The 18249-nt window shown below is 61.3% G+C and carries 6 protein-coding genes; 2 read left to right on the top strand and 4 right to left on the bottom strand.

What is annotated here, in order from left to right; all coding sequences use genetic code 11:
- Positions 1-24 precede the first annotated feature (24 nt).
- Positions 25-11172, bottom strand: a complete 11148-nt coding sequence (locus ABIQ96_RS19190) for an autotransporter-associated beta strand repeat-containing protein (protein WP_348216251.1) — start codon at positions 11170-11172, stop codon at positions 25-27.
- Positions 11173-11601: 429 nt separating this feature from the next.
- Here ABIQ96_RS19190 and ABIQ96_RS19185 point away from each other — a divergent pair, with 429 nt between their 5' ends.
- Together ABIQ96_RS19185 and ABIQ96_RS19180 are read left to right on the top strand one after the other, a co-directional pair.
- Positions 11602-13785 carry a tetratricopeptide repeat protein gene (locus tag ABIQ96_RS19185; protein WP_348216250.1) on the top strand — a complete coding sequence of 728 codons (2184 nt, stop codon included), beginning with the start codon at positions 11602-11604 and terminating at the stop codon, positions 13783-13785.
- Positions 13782-14393, top strand: coding sequence for a hypothetical protein (locus ABIQ96_RS19180; protein WP_348216249.1), 612 nt, complete (start codon positions 13782-13784; stop codon positions 14391-14393). The genes ABIQ96_RS19185 and ABIQ96_RS19180 overlap by 4 nt, the downstream gene beginning before the upstream one ends.
- Here ABIQ96_RS19180 and ABIQ96_RS19175 read toward each other — a convergent pair.
- From ABIQ96_RS19175 to ABIQ96_RS19165, 3 genes are all read right to left on the bottom strand, one after another.
- Entirely contained in the window at positions 14356-15066 is a 711-nt protein-coding gene (locus tag ABIQ96_RS19175; RefSeq protein WP_348216248.1) for a hypothetical protein, read from the bottom strand. The two genes, ABIQ96_RS19180 and ABIQ96_RS19175, sit on opposite strands and share 38 nt — an antisense overlap.
- A gap of 93 nt (positions 15067-15159) precedes the next feature.
- Positions 15160-16356 (bottom strand): leucine-rich repeat domain-containing protein, encoded by a 1197-nt coding sequence (locus ABIQ96_RS19170; protein ID WP_348216247.1) that lies wholly within the window; start codon positions 16354-16356, stop codon positions 15160-15162.
- Positions 16357-16422: 66 nt separating this feature from the next.
- Positions 16423-18234 carry a DUF3592 domain-containing protein gene (locus ABIQ96_RS19165; RefSeq protein WP_348216246.1) on the bottom strand — a complete coding sequence of 604 codons (1812 nt, stop codon included), beginning with the start codon at positions 18232-18234 and terminating at the stop codon, positions 16423-16425.
- Positions 18235-18249: the final 15 nt, after the last annotated feature.

The raw sequence follows: 18249 nt of genomic DNA, 5'->3' as shown, positions 1-18249 counted from the left end.
CCGCCGGCGAGGCATCAGACCGGTTTACCACCCACTGACGCTCCTTCTCCGTTTCAGAATGCACATCACACCGATGACACCTAGCAGTGCGGTGCGCGGCTCGGGGATGACCAGGGCGATCTGGTTCATGCCGGGACCGTAGTTGTATTCGATGTGATAGTCCGCCGGGAGATTGTTGATTGTGCCGAAGAGATTGTTGCCAGCGCTCAGGCTGCCGTAGGTGGCGAAAACGTAGGCGGACTGGGTGAGTGTCCCACCCAGGCTGGAGAAGGTGAGGCTGGAGCCGCTTTGGAGCGAAAGCAGGTTGGTGACATCGACATGGTCGATGAAATTGGAAGTGCCGTCCCACTGGATGAGCATGCTGTTGACGAGATCGAGACTGTTGAGTCCGAGATTGCCGATCTCCGCGTCTTCCCCAGGCGTTAGAGTCCCGGTGACCGTCACGTTGCCGCCAATGTTTCCGGCTCCGCCAAGAGTGGCTCCGGCGGCAACGCTGACGGCCGTGTTTCCAATGGTGCCATTCACAAAGAGCGTGCCGGTCGAGACGGTGGTGCTGCCGGTGTAGGTGCTGCTGCCAGTGATGGTGAGAGTGCCGAGGCCTTGCTTGACCAGCGAGCCGGTTCCGGCGGCTCCGAGCGCGAGGGTGGAGCCGAAGGTCACATTCTGGCCATTTGTGTCGAAGGTGGCGGTTTTCCCATCCTCCATGACGATGCGGGGGCTGTAGTCCACGGTGTTGGCGGCGGAGAACTGAAGCGTGCCTCCGTTCATGGAAATGGTGCCGGTGGAGCCGAGTGCGCCCGGGCTGGCAAGGGCGAGTGTGCCGAGGGAATTCGTTGTGCCACCTGTGTAGCTGTTATTACCCGAGAGAGTCAGGATTCCGGTGCCTGTTTTCGTGAGGGCCACGGTGCCGTTGCCGTTCTGGAGGGTGCCGGCGAAGGTGCTGGTCTGGTCGTTGGCCCCGGCAGTTAGACCCACGCTTCCGGTCTTGGTATTGGAGACCGTTCCGGTGCCCGAGAGGCCGTTGGTAACGATGCTGAAATTGTTCAGATCCAGGGTGCCATCGACGGTGAGGTTGCCGTGACCGGCTCCGGATGCCATCGCCAGAGTATTGCCAATCTGGAGGGTGCCGGAGGAAATCAGCGTGTCGCCGGAATAGGTGTTCACGTTTGTTAGCGTGAGCGTGCCGGAGCCTGATTTGACGAGACTGCCGGTTCCGGAACCGTTGTCGGTGATGACGCCGCCGTAGGTAAGGGTCTGGTTCAGCGCGACATCGAGCCTGCCGGTGCCGGATGCGCCGACGCCCGCGGGGCCGATGACGATGCCGCGTTTCGGATCGAGGGCGAAGGTGTTCACTGCGGAGAGCGCGCCGCCGTTGAGGACGATGTTGCCGGGAGTGTTTGCCAAAGGAAGGAAGCCGAGGACGTTGTCGGCCGTGATGGCCAGGGTGCCGCCGGTGACGGTGGTGCCGCCGGAGTAGCTGTTGAAGTTGGTGAGGGCGACGGTGCCCGCACCGGTTTTGACGAGGGCGATTTTGGAAATGCCGTCATTGAGCGTGCCGCCGAAGGTACCGGAGCCGCCGCTGGAACCGGTGGTGAGGGTGACATCGGCCGCTCCATTGTTCGTTAGGGATCCGGTTCCGGCGAGACCGTCGATGGCAATGACGCGGCCGTTGAGATCGAGGGTGCCCGCGCTGCCGATGGTGAGGGTGCTGCCGGGGGAAAGGGCGGTGGCACTGCCAATGGTGACAGAACCGGCGGAAATGGTGGAGGCCCCGGTAAAGGTGTTGTTTCCTGAGAGAGTTAGATTTCCGGTGCCGGTCTTGGTAAAGCCGATGGTGCCGAGGCCGTCCTGGATATTTCCGATGAAGGTGGAGGTCTGGTCGTTCGCGCCGAGTGAGAGGATGGAAGCTCCGGCGTTGTTGGTAACGAGACCCGCGCCGGTGAGACCGTTGAGGGTCATGTCGTAGTCGTTGAGATCGAGCGTGCCCGGGGCGGCGATGGAGATGTTGCCCTTGTAGGTGCCGGAGGCGAGGGCGGCGGCGTTGGCGATCTTGATCGTTCCGGAGGAAATGGCGGTGTCGCCGGAGTAGGTGTTGGCCCCGCCCAAGGTGAGGGTGCCGGTGCCGGTCTTGGTGAGTGAGGTGGTGCCCGCGCCGTCCTGGACGACACCGGTGAAGGCGGAGGTGGCGTTGTTGTCGCCGACAGTTAGAAGGACCGGCGCGCCCTGGCTGTTGGTGACGGTGCCGCTGCCGGAGAGGCCGTTGAGGGTGAGGCTGAGGTTGTTGACGTCGAGGACGGAACTGCCGTTGACTGCGACGTTGCCTTTTCCCGTGCCGGAGGGAATGGCGGCGGCGTTGGTGACCTGGAGGGTGCCTGCCGTTAGAGTGGTGTCGCCGGTGTAGGTGTTCACCGAGGAGAGGAGCATGGTGCCGGTGTTCGACTTGGTGAAGCCGCCGCTGCCGGAGATGACGCTGCTGACCAAGGCATTTCCCGCGCCGCCGACGGTGAAGGTGCCGGTGGTGACGATGCCGCCGGTCTGGAGTGTTAGCATTCTCCCGCTGGAGGTGATGTCGATTTCCCCGCCGCCGTTGTTGACGGTGAAGCCACGGGTGAAGGCGAGGTCGGCGTTTCCGGTGTAGGAGAGGATGCCCTTGTTCGATAAATCACCGAGGATGATGGCGCTGCTGGCGGTGCCGAGGTTTCCGCCGGCGCCGGGGTTGGCGACGCTGACGGTGCCGTTGGCGATGGTGGTGGTGCCGGAGTAGGTGTTGACGCCGGTTAGAGTGAGGGTACCCGCGCCGCTCTTGGTGAGGGCGATGGTGTTGGTGCCATCGGCAATGACGCCATCGAACTGGGTGGAGGCTCCACCGGCACCGGCGTTGAGGGTAGAGGGTGAGGCTCCGTTGTTGTTGAGGGTGCCGGTGCCGAGGAGTCCGTCGATGGTGACGTCGTAGCCGTTGACATCGAGGAAACCGGCGGCGGCGATGGTGACAGTGCTGTTGGCGGAAAGCGCGGTGGTGCTGCCGACAGAGAGGGTGCCGGTGGAGATGGTGGTGGCTCCGGAGTGGGTGTTGTTTCCGGAGAGGGTGAGCGTGCCGGTACCGGTCTTGGTGAAACCGACGGTGCCGGTGCCGTTCTGGAAATTTCCGGAGAAGGTGGAGGACTGGTCGTTGGCTCCGGCAGTTAGAATGGCGGCGGTGGCGGAGCTGTTGGTGACGGTGCCGGTTCCGACGAGGCCGTTGACGGTGGTGGCGAATCCGTTGAGATCGAGGTTGCCGGTGAGGGCGAGGTTGCCCTTTCCAAGACCGGACGGGAGGGCGGAGGCGATGCCGAGTTGGAGGGTTCCGCCGGAGACGGTGGTGTTTCCGGAGTAGGTGTTGAGGCCACCGAGGGTGAGCGTTCCAGTGCCGGTCTTGGTGAAGGAGGTGGTACCGTTGCCGTCCTGAATGATGCCGCTGAAGCTGCTGGTGGCGTTGTTTCCGCCGGCGGCGAAAGTGACGGCACTTGTGAGGCTGTTAGTGACGGTGCCGCCGCCGGTGAGGCCGTTGACGGTCGGGCTGAGGTTGTTGAGATCGAGCGAGCTGCCGCTGGCGAGGGTGAGGTTGCCCTTTCCACTGCCTGAGGGAATGGCGGCGACATTTCCCAACTGGAGCGTGCCGCCGGAGATGGTGGTGTCTCCGGAGTAGGTGTTGGCTCCGCCGAGGACGAGGGTGCCGGTGGTGTTGGACTTGGTGAGGCCGCCGGTGCCGCTGCCGTTGTTGGCGATGATGCCGTTGTAGGTGAGCGTGATGCCGGTGGCGGGAGCCAGGGTGCCGAAGCCGCTGCCGCCGGAGGGACCGACGGCAATACCGCGGGTGGAGCCCAACGTGAGGTTGGAGGTGGTGGAGAGGATGCCGCCGTTGATGACGAGGCTGCCGGGGGTGGTGGAACCGGGGGCCGCGCCGATGTTTCCATCCGCACTGATAGAGAGGGTGCCGCCGGAAATGGTGGTGGTGCCGGAGTAGGTGCTGATGCCGGAAAGCGTGAGGGTGCCGGTGCCGGTTTTCCCGAGGCTGACCGTGCTGCCGCCATTGCTGATGATGCCGGAGTAGGTGCTGGTCTGGTCGTTGGCCCCGACGGTGAGGGAGGCGGCGGTGGCGGAGCTGTTGGTGATGCCGCCGTTGCCGCTGAGGCCATTGATGGTGACAACCTTTCCAAAGAGATCGAGGGTGGCGACGCTGGTGGCGGAGGTGTTGATGGCGACGTTGCCCTTCCCTGTGCCGAATGGAATGGCGGCGGCGTTGGCGAGCTGGAGGGTGCCGCCGGAGATGGTGGTGTCGCCCGCGTAGGTGTTCGCGCCGCCGAGGGTGAGGGTGTTGGTGGCGTTGTTTCCGGAATTGCTTTTGATCAGTCCGCCGGTAGCGCTGCCGCTGTTGGAAATGACGCCGTTATAGGTGAGGTTGGAGCCGTTCGGAAGGGCGATGGTGGCGGCGGTGGCCCCGCTGGGTCCGATGGAGACGGGGCGGCTGGCATTCAACGTGAAGGTGCCGGTGGGGAGCAGTGTGGCTCCGCCGGTGATGACGAGGCTTCCACTGGTGGCACCAAGATTGGCATCGGAGGTGATGGAGAGCGTGCCTGCGGAAATGGTGGTGCCGCCGGTGTAGGCGTTAGTCCCTGCTAGAGTGAGTGTGCTGGTACCGGTTTTCGCGAGGGCGATGGTGCCACCGGTACCGCTGTTGTCGGCGATGATGCCGGAGTAGGTGCTGTTGCCGACGCTGCTGACCGTGAGGGTTTTGTTGGTGCCGACGGCGTCATTGTTGATGCGGCCGCTGGCGTTTCCGGTGAGGTTGGCAACGGTGGTGTCGAGTCCGTTGAGATTGAGCGTGGACGAGTTGATCGTGAGGACGGAGGCGGAAGGAAGCGCGCCGTTGATGCCGAGGGTGACGGTGCCCGCGGAGAAGGTGGTGGCACCGGTGTAGGTGTTGGCGACGTTGAGGGTGAGGTTTCCGCTACCGGCCTTGATGATGGCGCCGCTGCCGGTGATGGCGCTGTTGCCGAAGGCGACGTTATTGGCTCCGATATCGAGGGTGGCGACGGTGGCGTTGGCAGTCGTGACGGCGCGGGTGGTGATGTCTGCGGCATTTCCGGAGGCCCACAGGAGGGTGCCACCAGCGAAGCTGATGGCAGTGCCCAAGCCGAGGTCGTTGATGCCGGTGAAGCTGGTGATACCGGCGTTGAGATTGGTGGGGCCGGTGTAGGTGCTGCTGTTCCCGCTGAGGACGAGAGTGCCGGTGCCTGTCTTGGTGAGAGCTCCGGTGCCGGAGCCGTTGTTGGCGATGATGCCGGCGTAAGTCAGGGTGCCGGAGGCGACATCGAGGGTACCGGTGCCACTGCCGGACGCGGGTCCGACGGCGATGCCGCGATTCGCGCTGAGGGTGAAGGTCGCGCTGGAGGAAAGCGCGCCGCCGTTGAGCACGATGTTTCCCGCGGTGGGGCTGCCGGGGACGGCTCCGAGACGATTGTCGGCACCGATGGAAAGGGTGCCGCCGAGGACCGAGGTGATGCCGGTGTAGTTTTGTGAATTGGAAAGCGTGACGGTGCCGGTGCCGTTGGTGCCTGCGAAGCCGACCTGGACGCTGTTGGAGCCGGTGAGGACATTTGCCGTGGAAAGGGTGAGCGCTCCGTTTCCGCCACCGAGGCGATAGAGATTGCCCGCGCCGACGGTTAGGGTGACTGGCGAGTAGGTGCCGGTGCTGGCGCTGCCGAGGAACCAGGTGCCGAGGGAGGCACCACTGCCGAAGGTGGAGAGATTGAGCGCGGTGGCGTAGGTGATGCCGTTGTTGATGGAAAGCACGCCGCCATCGCTGCCGGTGTTGTCGGTGAACATGCCGGACAACTGGGCCTGGGTGAGGGCGATGTTAGAGAAGCCGATGCCACCCTTCGCGCCAGAAGTGCTGTTGACGGTGATGGTCTGGACAAGACCTTTGTTGGCGGTGGCGCTGAGAGAGAGATTGGCACCGGCCACAACGTCGATGTTGTTTCCCAGAGTATTGGCTCCGAGAGGAGTGCCGGTGGTGGCGGTGACATTGAGCAGGCCGCTGGCGACGCTGGTGCCGCCGGTGTAGGTGCTGGCTGTGGAGGAGAGGGTGAGGATGCCGGTGCCGCTCTTCACCAATGAACCGGAACCCGAGCCGTTGTCGGCCATGATTCCGCCGTAGCTGAGGGTGCGGGTGGCGGCGACGTCGATGGTGCCGGAGCCACTGCCGGAGGTGGGTCCGAGGGCAATTCCCCGGTTGGAACTCAGGGTGAAGCTGTTGTTTGCCGAGAGGGTGCCACCGTTGAGAACGATGTTTCCAGCACTCGCGGAGACGGGGACGAAACCGATATTGGCATCAGATCCAATGCTAAGGATGCCTCGGGAAAGAGTGGTGCCGCCGGTGTAGGTGTTGGTGCCGGAAAGCGTGAGTGTTCCCGTGCCGGTCTTGGTGAGGGAAAGTGCGCCGCCGGTGCCGTCGATGATAACTCCGGCGTAGGTGGTGTTGGTGGATTGGCTGACGGTGAGGCCTGCGGCGGTGGCGTTGGCATTTTCAACGGTGGCGCTGCCGGCGGTGGTATTGGTGCTGAGCGCGCCGATGGTGATGGTGAAACCGTTGAGCTGGAGCTTGGTGCCGGCGGCGACCGCCGAGCCGAAGGTGATGCTGTTAGGAACGGTGCTGTTGAGCGCGCCGGAGTTTCCGACCTGGACGATGCCGGTGGTGTTGATGACGAGGCCACCGGTGAAGGTGTTGTTTCCGCTGAGGGTGAGGACGCCCGCACCGGCCTTGGTGAGGATGAAGTTGTTGTCGTTGGCAGTACTGCCGCCGAGGATGCCGGTGTAGTTGTTGGAGCCGGTGTTGGTGACTGTCAGGGTGGCGACGGTGGCGCTGCCGTTGATGACGCGGTTGTTCGTGCCGGTGCCGGTCGTGAGGAGTCCGGCGATGTTCTGGGTCCTGGCGTTGAGGCTGAAGATGCCGCTGTCGTTGGTGGAGGCATCGCCGAGGGTGAGCGTGGTGGCGGTGGGCAGACGGTCATTTCCGGTGCCGAGGGTGAGCGTGCCGTTTTTGATCTGGGTGGCTCCGGTGTAGGTGCTGACGCCGGTGAGGGTGAGCGTGCCGGTGCCGACCTTGGTGAGGCCAAGGGTGCCGCTGCCGTTGGAAATGATGCCGCCGTAGCTGCTGGTCTGGTTGCTGTCGCCGACGGAGATGGTGGCCGCACCCGCGACGTTGCTGGAGATGCCGCCGGTACCACTGAGTCCGTTGATGGTGATGCTGGTGCCGTTGAGATCGAGGGAGCCGGTGAGGGCGACATTGCCTTTGCCGAGGCCGGTGGGAATGGCGAGGGCATTGCCGATCTTGATTGTGCCGAGGGTGACGGTGGTGGTGCCGGTGTAGGTGTTGGCACCGGAGAGGGTGAGGATTCCCAAACCTGCTTTTGTTAGAGAAACGGTGCCGGTGCCGTTCTGGACGATGCCGCCGAAGGTGCTGGTCTGGTCGTTGTTTCCGACCGTGAGTGTTTTCGCCCCGGAGACGCTGCTGGTGACGAGACCGGTGCCGGTGAGGCCGTTGATGGAAATGCTGTTGGCAGCGAGGTCGAGCGTGCCGGTGGTGCCGATGGAGACGTTGCCCTTGCCAACGCCGGACGGAAGCGTGGTAGCGATACCAATCTGAAGGGTGCCGTCGGAAATGGTAGTGTCGCCGGCATAGGTGTTGTTTCCGGAAAGGGTGAGAATGCCGCTCCCGGTCTTGGTGACGGCGAAGGCGTTTTCATTGGTGCCGATGCCACCGAGGATGCCACTGTAGGCGTAGTTGCTGGTGTTGTTGATCGTGAAAGTGGCGGCAGTGACCTTGCCGTTAACGACGCTGTTGGTACCGCCACCGGAAGTGGTGAGTCCGGAAACGGTTTGCGAGTTGCCGTTGAGAACGAGTTTTCCGCCGTTGGCTCCAGCGCCGAGGGTGAGCACAGTGGCGGTGGGCAGGGCGTTGGCGGCACCAAGGGTGAGGGTGCCGTTCTGGATCTTGGTGCCGCCGGTGTAGGCGTTGGAGGTGCCGGAGAGAACGAGGTTTCCCAGACCAGTTAGATTGAGCGCTCCGGTGCCGGAGATGACACCGGTGTCGGTGAGGATGACGCCGGTGTTGATGGAGACGGCGGAGGCGGGGTCGGTTAAGTTGAGCGTGCGGCCGGACGAAAAGGTCGAGGTGATCTGAAGGGTTCCTGCCCCGATGTTGAGCGCGCCGGAGGCATTGCCGAGATTGTTAGAGGCGCTGATGGCGATCGTCCCCGCGGAGATCGTGGTACCGCCGGTGTAGGTGTTGGTGCCGGAAAGGGTAAGGATTCCCGCTGCAGTCTTGGTGAGGGCGAGGTTGTTTTCGTTAGTGCCGGTACCGCCGAGGATGCCGGCGTAGGTGACATTGCCGGCATTGTTGAGCGTGAGGTTGCTGAGAATGGAATTGCCGCCGACGACGCGGTTGCCGGTGCCGTTGCCGGTCTTGAGGAGGGAGGCAAGGGTTTGCGAGTAGCCGTCAAGTTTCAGAACGCCGTTGGTATTGGCGGTGGCATCGCCCAGAGTGAGGGTGGTGGCGGCGTTGAGGCCGGTGTTGTTGACGGCAAGGATGACCGTGCCGTTTCGAATGTTAGAAACACCGGAGTAGGTGTTGTTTCCTGAGAGAGTGAGAGTTCCCGCGCCGGTTTTGTTGAGGCTGCCGGTGCCGGTGACGTTGCTGGTGATGCTGGAATTGCCCGCGCCGCCGAGGGTGAACGCGCCGGAGGCGGCGACGTTGGTGGTGCCGAGGGTGAGGGTTTGGCCGGAGACCGTGCTGTCGATCTGTCCGCCGCCCGCGCTGACGGTGAAGCCTCGGGTGAAAGTGGCGCTGTTTCCGGTGTAGGAAAGGGTGCCGGTATTGGAGGCATCGCCGAGAACGATGACGGACGCGCCGCTTCCAAGAGCGGTGGTTAGATTTCCGGCGGCGAGGGCGCCCTGACTGATCGAGGTAGTGCCGGAGAAGGTATTGGTGCCGGAAAGCGTCAGCGTGCCTGTGCCCGTTTTGATGAGGTTGAAGTTATTCTCGTTGGTGCCAGGCCCGCCGAGGATGCCGCCGAAGCTGCTGTTGTTGGAAGAGTTGTAGGTGAGCGAGACGGTGGTGGCGGAGCCGTTGATGACGCGGTTCGCGGTGCCGGTGCCGGCAGTGGTGAGTCCGCCGAGGGTCTGGGCGAAACCGTTCAGGCGGAGGATGCCGCTGGTGTTGGTGGTGCCATCCCCGAGGGTCAGCGAAGTGGAGGTGGTGAGGGCGTTGACGATGCCGAGCTCGATGGTTCCATTGCGGATGGCGGTGGTGCCGGTGTAGGTGTTGGCATTGGAAAGCGTGAGAGTGCCGGTGCCGGTTTTCCCGAGGTTGAGCGTGCCGCCGGTGCCGGTGTTGTTAGTGACGAGTCCGGCGAAGGTGGTGGTGGCATCGCCGCTGCCGATGGTGATCGTTTTGGTGGTGCCGGTGCGGTTGTTGACGATCCGTCCAAGCGTGGCTCCGGTGGTGCCGGCGAGGCCGTTGATGCTGACATCGAAGCCATTGATGTCGAAAATCCCGGCGGTCGCCCCGCCGTTGATTACGACATTTCCCGTGCCGGTGCCGGAGGGAACGGCGGTGGCGGCACCCGCCTGGAGCGTGCCTGCGGAAATGGTGGTGTTGCCGGTGTAGATGTTCGTCCCGGAAAGGGTGAGAGTGCCCGCGCCGGACTTGGTGAGGGAAAGCGCGCCGCCGCCGGTGCCGTTCTGGAGGACTCCGGCGAAGATGGTGTTAGATGCTTGGTTGATCGTCAGCGTGGAGGCGGAGGCATTGGCATTTTCCACGACAACGGTGCCGGGAGCGGCGTTGGTCGCGAGGCTGCTGACGGTGGCGCTGTTGCCATTCAACTGGAGCTTGGTGCCGGAAGCCGCATTGGCCCCGAAGGTGATGCTGTTAGGCGCGGAACTGTTGATCGCCCCGGCGTTGGCGAGTTGGACGATGCCTCCATTGATCGTCACTCCGCCGGAAAAGGTGTTGTTTCCGCCGAGGGTGATCGTTCCGGTGCCGGTCTTGATCAGGCCGAGCGTGCCCGCGCCGTTTTGAAGGATGCCGTTGAACGTGCCGCCCTTGTTGTTCCCGCCAACGGTGAATGTGACGCTGCCTGCCTGGCTATTCGTAATGGTGCCGGTGCCGGCGAGGCCGTTGATAGAGGCGTTGAAATTGTTGAGATCGAGGGTGCCGTTGACGGTGAGGTCGCCTTTTCCACTGCCGGAGGGAATGGAGAGAAGACTTCCCATCTTGAGCGTGCCGGCTGAGATCGTGGTATTGCCGGTGTAGGTGTTCGCGCCGTTGAGGGTGAGCGTGCCGCTGCCGGTTTTGACGAGGTTGCCGGTGCCGCTGCCGGTGTTGCTAGTGATGATGCCGCCGTAGGTCAGCTCGCCGGAAGTGACATTGAAGGTGCCGTCGCCCTGGCCACTGGTCGGGCCGATGGCGATGCCGCGATTGGCATTGAGGGTAAAGGTGCCGCTGGTGGAAAGGATGCCGCTGTCGATGACCAGGCTGGAGGCGGTCGCCAGGCCTGCGGCGGTGCCTAGATTGGCGTCCGAGGTGATGGAAAGCGTGCCGCCGGTGATGCGGGTGGTGCCGGTGTAGGTGTTGACACCGGATAGAATCAGAGTGCCGCTGCCGGTTTTCAGTATGCCGCCCGAGCCACCGACCCCACCTGAAATCGTGGTGTTTCCCGCGCCTGCGACGGTGGTAAGGAAGCCGCCGTTGGTGATCGAGCCGCTGAACGTGAGCAAACCTGAGTTACTCGTGATGGTGCGGGCGCTTCCCCAAGTCGAATTAATCGCCCAGGTATTGGTTCCGGCATTTGTCACATCGCCATTCAATGTCAGGGCATTGCCACTGATCGTGAAGCCGGAAGATGTGAAATTCACCGCGCCCACAGAGGTCAGCAGATCATTGGTATTCGCCAGTCTGGACGCTCCGCTGAATACGAGCGCATCGCCATTGACGGGAGCAACTCCACCCCAGTTTACAGTGGTGGACCAATTATTGTCTCCGCCGGAACCATTCCACGTGACGGTGCTGGCAAAGAGAGGAGCTACGAGTAAATGGCCGCCAATCGCCCATTTCAAAAACGGAGTGAATTTCACGGGCGTTTTGGAACGAGCCCGCCCCACAGGGAATTCTTGTCCCTTGATTGTTCAGGATGTCGTGTGCGCGTTGTCATGTCTGAGGTGAAATGGGTAATCTCTATTAAATGTGAACGAATCCTAACTAACCACGACTCCCATTAGACTCTAAAAGCGGCCAAGTAGTCCCAAAAGCGGCCACAGCGATCTTTATTTGAACATTTGGACGGCTCTATTTCAAAAGTTGCCACTTACTTGAGTGAAAGGAGTTCCCTCCCCTGCATTCCGTCTATCTGACAGCAACGCCCGAAACCCAACCACCTCATCCCCTGGACTGGAGCTCAGATCCTTGCCGCCCACCTTGAGATTGCAGCGCGCTTCGTCAGCCCCCGACACCGCTTGGGAATCCCGCTTGCCGCCGCGCCAGCCCGTGCCTATTCTTCCCGCCCCATGTTGAACCGGATTGCGAGAAAATCACGTTTGCCTGTTGCCCGTGCGGGCTTTGCGGCCTTCCTGTGGTTTTCCGCACCGGCTTATTCGCAGGCACCCGCGCCCCTTGCTCCAGCGCAGTTCGATCCCTCGGACGTCTATTTTCAAGGCTACCTTTCCACGCGATCCGCCGATCAACTCGAAGCCAGCGGCGACTTTGTGGGAGCTGCGGAGAAACTCAAGAAAGCCCGCGAAATGTTCGAGGCGGTCAGCCATTATTATCCGGACTGGAAGCCGGAAATGGTGACCGGACGCAGCAAGATCAACTCCGAAGCCGAAATCCGGGTTCATCCGAAAGCCGAGGAGCAGCGCCGCAAAAACCAGAATGCCGTCGCCGAGCTCGAAGGCGGCGTGAAAAGCTCCGGCACTTTCATTGATCCGGCGGAAGGCGTCGTGCCCCTCGCCCCCAGCATTCTTGAGGCGGACCCGGTTGCGACCCGCAATCTTGCCGCCGCGGAAGCCGAGGTGAAACGTCTTCACGATCTGGCGAAAAACAGCGTCACTCCCGATGCCGATCCGGCACGCAACGAGTCCCGAATCCGTGACATGGGCCGTCAGCGCGATGCCATGCAGGCGCAGTTGAATGCCGCCGAGAAAAACCTGGAACTGCTCCGTTCAAAGCTCGCCGCCAAGCCGGTGGAAAACGAGACGAAGCAACTCGACCAACGGATAGCCGATCTCGAACAGGACCACGAAGCCATGCGAATGGCCCTCAAGCAGAGCCGCAGCGAACATACCGAAGCCTTGGCCAAGATCGCCACCCTAACGGCTGATCTGGAGGTGATGCAGCAGAAATATTCGGACCTCGACCGCAATATCAAAACCGAGCGGGGCGTCGCCAACGAAGTCGTCAAAGGACAACGCACCCAGCTCCAGGCATTGGAAAAGCAGCTCGCGAAAAAGGACGAGGCCCTCGGAAAGGCCAACGAAACCATCGCCAGCCTCAAGAAACAGCTCGACGAGAGCGACGCCGCTTTCGACCAGATCCGTACCGAGCGCGATTCACTTTTGCAGGAACGCGACCAGATGAAGGCCCTGCTCAACCTCAATGCCGACAGCCGCATTCAGGATCTCATCCAACAGAACATGGGCCTCGCCAAGAACCTGCGCGAAGCAACCGAGAAGGTTGAAATGCTCAACCGCGACAATAACAGTTCGAAGGACGAGCTCAATGAAGCGAAGCGCGACCTGTCCATGACGAAAGCCCAGATCAACCGGCTCCATCAGGAAAAGCGCGATCAGGACGAACGGCTCGCCGAAATGGAAAAACGCCTCAAGGGCGAGGAAGCGGCTCTATCCAATGGCCAGGCGTCGGCCGACCCCGCCGAAGTCACGATGTTGCGCGACATCATCCAGCGCCAGCTCCGCGTCCAGGAACGCCGCCGCCAGGCGCGCGATCTCCTCGTCGAGGCGGTGAGGGACATGGGCACCAAGGACGAACGCCTCGATCAGGCGATCAAACTTTTCGACTCGCAGGAAATAGCGCTCTCCCCTGAAGAACAGAGCATCGTTGACGCCAGCCCGGTGGACGTCACGCTACGATCCCTCGTGACTCAGGACAAAGCGACGGTTGATAAAAACACCAGCGCCCTGAACCGCGACATCGCCGTTTACGAACGCACCGCGGAGAAAACCTTCGCCGCCGGTCGCTACGCACCCACCCGCGAGCTGTTCCAGATGATCATCGAGCAGCATCCCGGCCACGTTTCCGCGTTGTGCAAACTGGGAGTCGTCGATCTCAAGATGAACGATCCGGCAGCCGCAGTTGATACCTTCCGCCGCGCGGTTGAGCTGAAATCCGACAATCCTTATGCCCACCGCATGTTAGGACTTTCCTTCATGACCATGGGCGATTTCCGCTCCGCCGAGCAAAGCACCAAGGAGGCCGTTGCGCTCTCGCCGGACGACGCGCTGAGCCTTGCACTGTTAGGTGCGATCAGCGAAAATCTCGCCAAACCGGGGGAAGCGGAAGCTTACTACAAGGCCGCCATTTCCGCCGACCCCATGCCGAGCGAGCCCTATTTCAACCTTGCCCGCCTCTGTGCGAAGAACAAGCGCTACGACATCGCCAGGGAATACTATCAGAAGGCCCTCGAACGCGGCGCCGTCCCCGATCCCAAACTCGAACAACGCCTCCAAAAGTGAAACCCATTCGCTCCATCGCATTCCTGCCCCTCATCCTGCTGGCCTCCTGTGGCACGAGCTCGGACAAGAATAAGTCATCCGCCGCATCGTCGTCGGGACCGGCGCACGTCCCGTTCAGCCAGCGGATCGGCAGCGGCGGCGGGCGCGATCCCAACAGCTATCAGAAGGACTCGGCCGGCAAATACTACATCAAGGAGGAAAAGCGCAGCCCTTACGAAAGCAAGGGTGAAGCAAGTTTCGCCAGCAAGAGTTACAAGAAAGAGGAATACAAAGCCGGCGACTACGCCAAGAAATCCTGGTGGGGAAACAAGGAATACGATCGCAAGGCCTACTCCGGAAATACCGACGCCAGCCGCTTCCAAACGCCTTCGAATCTTGATGGAAAGGGTGCCCGTGAAGCCGGCAACCAGGCTGACATTCCGGACAAATACAAGACCGGCGGCTACGCCACCGGCGACGCCCGCGAATCCACCGCCGCTCAGATTCCAAAAGGCACCAGCGCCGCCATCGAAAATCGCAAGGACTCCTACGAGCAGCCCGAGATCATCGGCTGGAAAGAGCAGCGCAACCTCAACGTGGATCAGGCGAAGAGCATTCTGGGGCACTGACCGGCGTCACCTCGGCCACCACCCGGGCCAGCGACTCCAACAAAAGTTTCTTCAGCGTTTCCCAACGCCACGGCCGCCCTTCCAGGAAAAACGTCTGCGAGACCGAGAGCCGGATCTGGGCATATCGGTTCGCCGGAAACTCCTTAGTTAGAGAAGCACCCAACGGGGTGGTTCCACTCCCCGATACCTGCCGGACATCCACCTCCGCCGCCGCCAAATGCGCGCGCCACGCTCTGGCGAATTTCTCCGCCAGATCTCCACCCGCCGGCGTTTCCAACAGCACTAGGCCGTCAGTCGCGGAATCCGTGTGGATCATGACGTGCAGCACCATGTCGTGACGCCGCAGATCCTCCGCGATGCGTTGGTTCAGTGAAAGGCGATAAGGTCGCTCATGCCGGTCCACCACTTTCAAGCGGGTCGTCTCCGGCAGTTTCAGGGAAAACTCACTCCAGCGGGCATCGCCGTCTTGCTCGAAATCGATCAGCAGCCGGGTCACGTCGCCATGAACCAGCGGCGTGCGGAATTTCATCGCAAAGCCCTGCGCGAGATTCAGAGATCCCGGCTCCCATCCGCGTTTCGAAGTCAGCAGGTCTTCGGACCCGCGGAAGATTTCCCGATAAGCCTCCGGAACCGCGCAGGTCGCATTTTCACAACTGAATAGAAGGGCCGTCATTCGCTTGAAATTTCACAAAGCGAAAGAGTCTTTCCCTAATTTCCAGCGAGCGCAATCCCGCATCACAATGCGGGGAGAAACAGGCACCAACCCTCACTCATTCCATTGCGAACCAAACAGCAACCGGTTTGCGGCAGGCGTCTCAGGATTGATGGCCACCGTATTGTATCCCATCCAGGTCGGCTCGGTGAATCCTTCGCTCCCCTCGTAGAAATAAATCGTTAAACCTTCAACCGCCTCACCGGAGAGGGAGGTGCTGTCAAAAACATTCCCCCCCATCAGCGCCGGGGCATCGCCCTTGAAATAGACGTTCTTGATATTCCGGGAGTACACGAACGCATAGCCACCGATCCGGTCAACAGTTGCCGGAATGGTCACGGTCGCCAATCTCGTGTGGACGAACGCATGATGCCCAATATCGGTGAGCCCGTCCGGGAGGTTCACCTCTTGCAGATCATTGCACTCGTCAAATGCGCGGGCCTCGATGGAGAGAAGCCCCTTCGGCAGCTTAACCGATGTCATACGCCTGACTCCGTAAAACGACTTCATATCCAACCGTCTGACCCCCTCAGGGATTTTTACCGCACCGGATTTCTGGGCGGGGCAGGAAATCAGCCGGGAGTGGTCCTTTGTATAGATAATTCCGTCGGCACTGGAATACCGGCGATTTCCAGCGGCCACGCTGATCTCCTTCAGATAGGCCTCAGCGAAGGACTCGGTCGTCACGTTGCTGATGCTCTCCGGCAGCGATACGGTCTCGAGTCGGGAGCAATAGCCGAATGCTTGGGATTCGATGACCCGGACGCCGTTGGAAATTTCGACATTGTTGAGGCGGAAACAACCGACAAAAGCCCTGGCACTGATCGTTTCCACGCCAGCAGGAATCTTCACGCTCCTCAAGTCCGTGTTTGCGAAAGCGTCGGTTCCGAATTTCTCCAAGCTGGCGGGCAATTCAATTTTTTTAAGCTTCGAGCAGTTGCTGAACGCGTTCATGCCGATCTTGGTAACTCCCCCGGGAATCGTGACTTCCGTGACATCCCGGCAATAGTAGAAAGCATAGTCGCCAATTTTCGTCACCGGCTTGCCTTCGATCTTTGCGGGAATCACCACCGGGCCGCCGACCTCTTGGCGAAATCCCGTGATCGTGACGGCCGAATCTTTGACGTCATAACTGAAATCTCCGAATTTTTTGTCGGCGAAAGCGTTATTTGCAAGACCCCACGGGGCGATGGCAGCGGTTAGACCCATGAGGCCACGGGCGATTTGTTTGGATTTCGATGCGAGGTTCATGGTTTCCGGTTTGACCGGGAAACATGCATCGCTGCTCGCGCGAGTCCAACGGAAAATCAGAGATCCTCAAATCTCCGATTTCCGCCAATCTTCCAACCGCCCGGCAAGTGCCGCGGCGGTCGCGGATTCGGTGATGCCATCCACCAGCGTCGTCTTCTTTCCGAATACATCCTCCATCCGCACCCGATAGAAAACCGTGTTGCCGGAGTTCATGTTCGTGTCGTGGCTGAAGCCGATGATTTGGGATTTTTCAAGCTTCCGTGAACTGGCCAACGGACCGGTCTCGTTCGTCACTTCCAGCCCCATGACACTGAAGGTGACCGTGCGCCGGTGGAGAAGTTGATAGAGAACGGCCAGCCAGATTCCCGCCGCACTCACCGGCCAGACGATGCGAAAAATCAGCGGAGCATGTTTGTGAATCAGAAGCGCGGCGACCGCGGTCCAGATCACATTGAAAACAACGAGGAAAACGATCAGCGAGCGGAGCCTGGCCGGCGGACAGACGATCGAGCGGGGCAAGCCGTTGCCATCGAAATCCGCGCGGATGCTTCTCGCAGCTAACAGAATGGGAAGATCCGCTGCAGCGACTTCCTGGATCGACGCGGCGGCAGATATCGTCGTCGTCACGACCGGTGATTCTCCCGTATGGAAAACCGGCACTTCGAACACCGGACCAATCGCTGTCCCGGGCACCTTGAGTTGAAGTTTCCAGACATGCTTGATCGCCGGATCATCGCCGGCATCGCTCTGCGGAGCATCCGCCGGCAAGGAGAACGCCACTGGCAGCCGGAAGCCTGAAACATCCCGCGTGATCTGGTCGAGCGTTACGTTTTGTGCGTGGCTCCAGATTTTCTCCGTGGTGGTCGAATCGCCGTCGCCGGTCTTGCGGGTGACCTTTTTCTCGCAGGTCAGCGTGAGTTCCGCATCGCCGCGCATCGGCAGCGGCTTTTCTAACATGATCGCTCCGGCCAGCACGCCACCGGGATAGGCGGGCGATTGGGTTGGCTCGAAACGAGTTACGCCGATGGCCAGCCGTTGCCTGAACCGTTTGAGCGAAAACCACGCCGGCAGGCACCACAGCGCGACGAGGATCAACAATAGCCAAGCCATTCGGTTCGTCTGGAAAGCTCCGGTCATCGCCGTTGTGAAAATCAATGGGACGATGATCAACCCCGACCATAGGGTATAGAGATAGAGCGCCTTGCTCCATCCCGCCGCGCTCTCGGGGATCGACGACCCCGCCCAGTTGGATTTCCATTTCCACGGCTGCCCGGGATGATTGGCGACCAATTCGGCATCCTTCTTCGCGATGCGGACGGCAATCAATCCGCCAGCCACCAGACCGGCGCCGATGGCGGGAAACGTGAGCGCGAATATCGCCATGAATGCCTGCATCTGCCATCGCAGCACGCGGTAAAGCACGGATTCGTCCGGCTTGTTAGGATTCACGTAGCAGCGGAACGGTTTCCGGTTTCCCTGCGCTCCGGCATCTTCCAATCCCGTGGCTTTTCCAACAACGTAGCCCCGGAGCTCGCGATGCGTCTCCTCATGGAAATTCCCCACGTTGTCGGAACCCTTGCTGAACGTGACGCGGTCTCCGTGATACAAGTGTCCCTCGTATTCATAGCGGTAGGACGCCAGCACCTGATAGGTCGTGGAGTCGTCGCCATCATGGGCCTTCAGTTCCGTGGATTCGATCCAGCACGGCACCTCCACCCAGCTCCGCGCCCGCCACCACTCCGAGTAACCCGAGAAATACAGCCACGCCAGGAAAAGCCCGGCGAGAAGGAAAGGCAGCCCGAACAGCGAGAGACAACCGCCGGATAGTTGGCTCGGAGCTTTGGATTTGAATTTCGCCATCGGGTCTTGAAGCTGCATTTCCCTACGGAGTCA

The organism is Luteolibacter sp., assembly GCF_039920825.1.
GTDB lineage: Bacteria > Verrucomicrobiota > Verrucomicrobiia > Verrucomicrobiales > Akkermansiaceae > Luteolibacter.
The sequence above is the reverse complement of the archived record's forward strand: the minus strand, read 5'-3'. Positions and strand labels throughout refer to the sequence as shown.

Coding starts and splice junctions, on each gene's coding strand:
- ABIQ96_RS19185 (WP_348216250.1), top strand. CDS start 11,602: ATGTTGAACCGGATTGCGAGAAAATCACGTTTGCCTGTTGCCCGTGCG.
- ABIQ96_RS19175 (WP_348216248.1), bottom strand. CDS start 15,066: ATGACGGCCCTTCTATTCAGTTGTGAAAATGCGACCTGCGCGGTTCCG.
- ABIQ96_RS19170 (WP_348216247.1), bottom strand. CDS start 16,356: ATGAACCTCGCATCGAAATCCAAACAAATCGCCCGTGGCCTCATGGGT.
- ABIQ96_RS19165 (WP_348216246.1), bottom strand. CDS start 18,234: ATGCAGCTTCAAGACCCGATGGCGAAATTCAAATCCAAAGCTCCGAGC.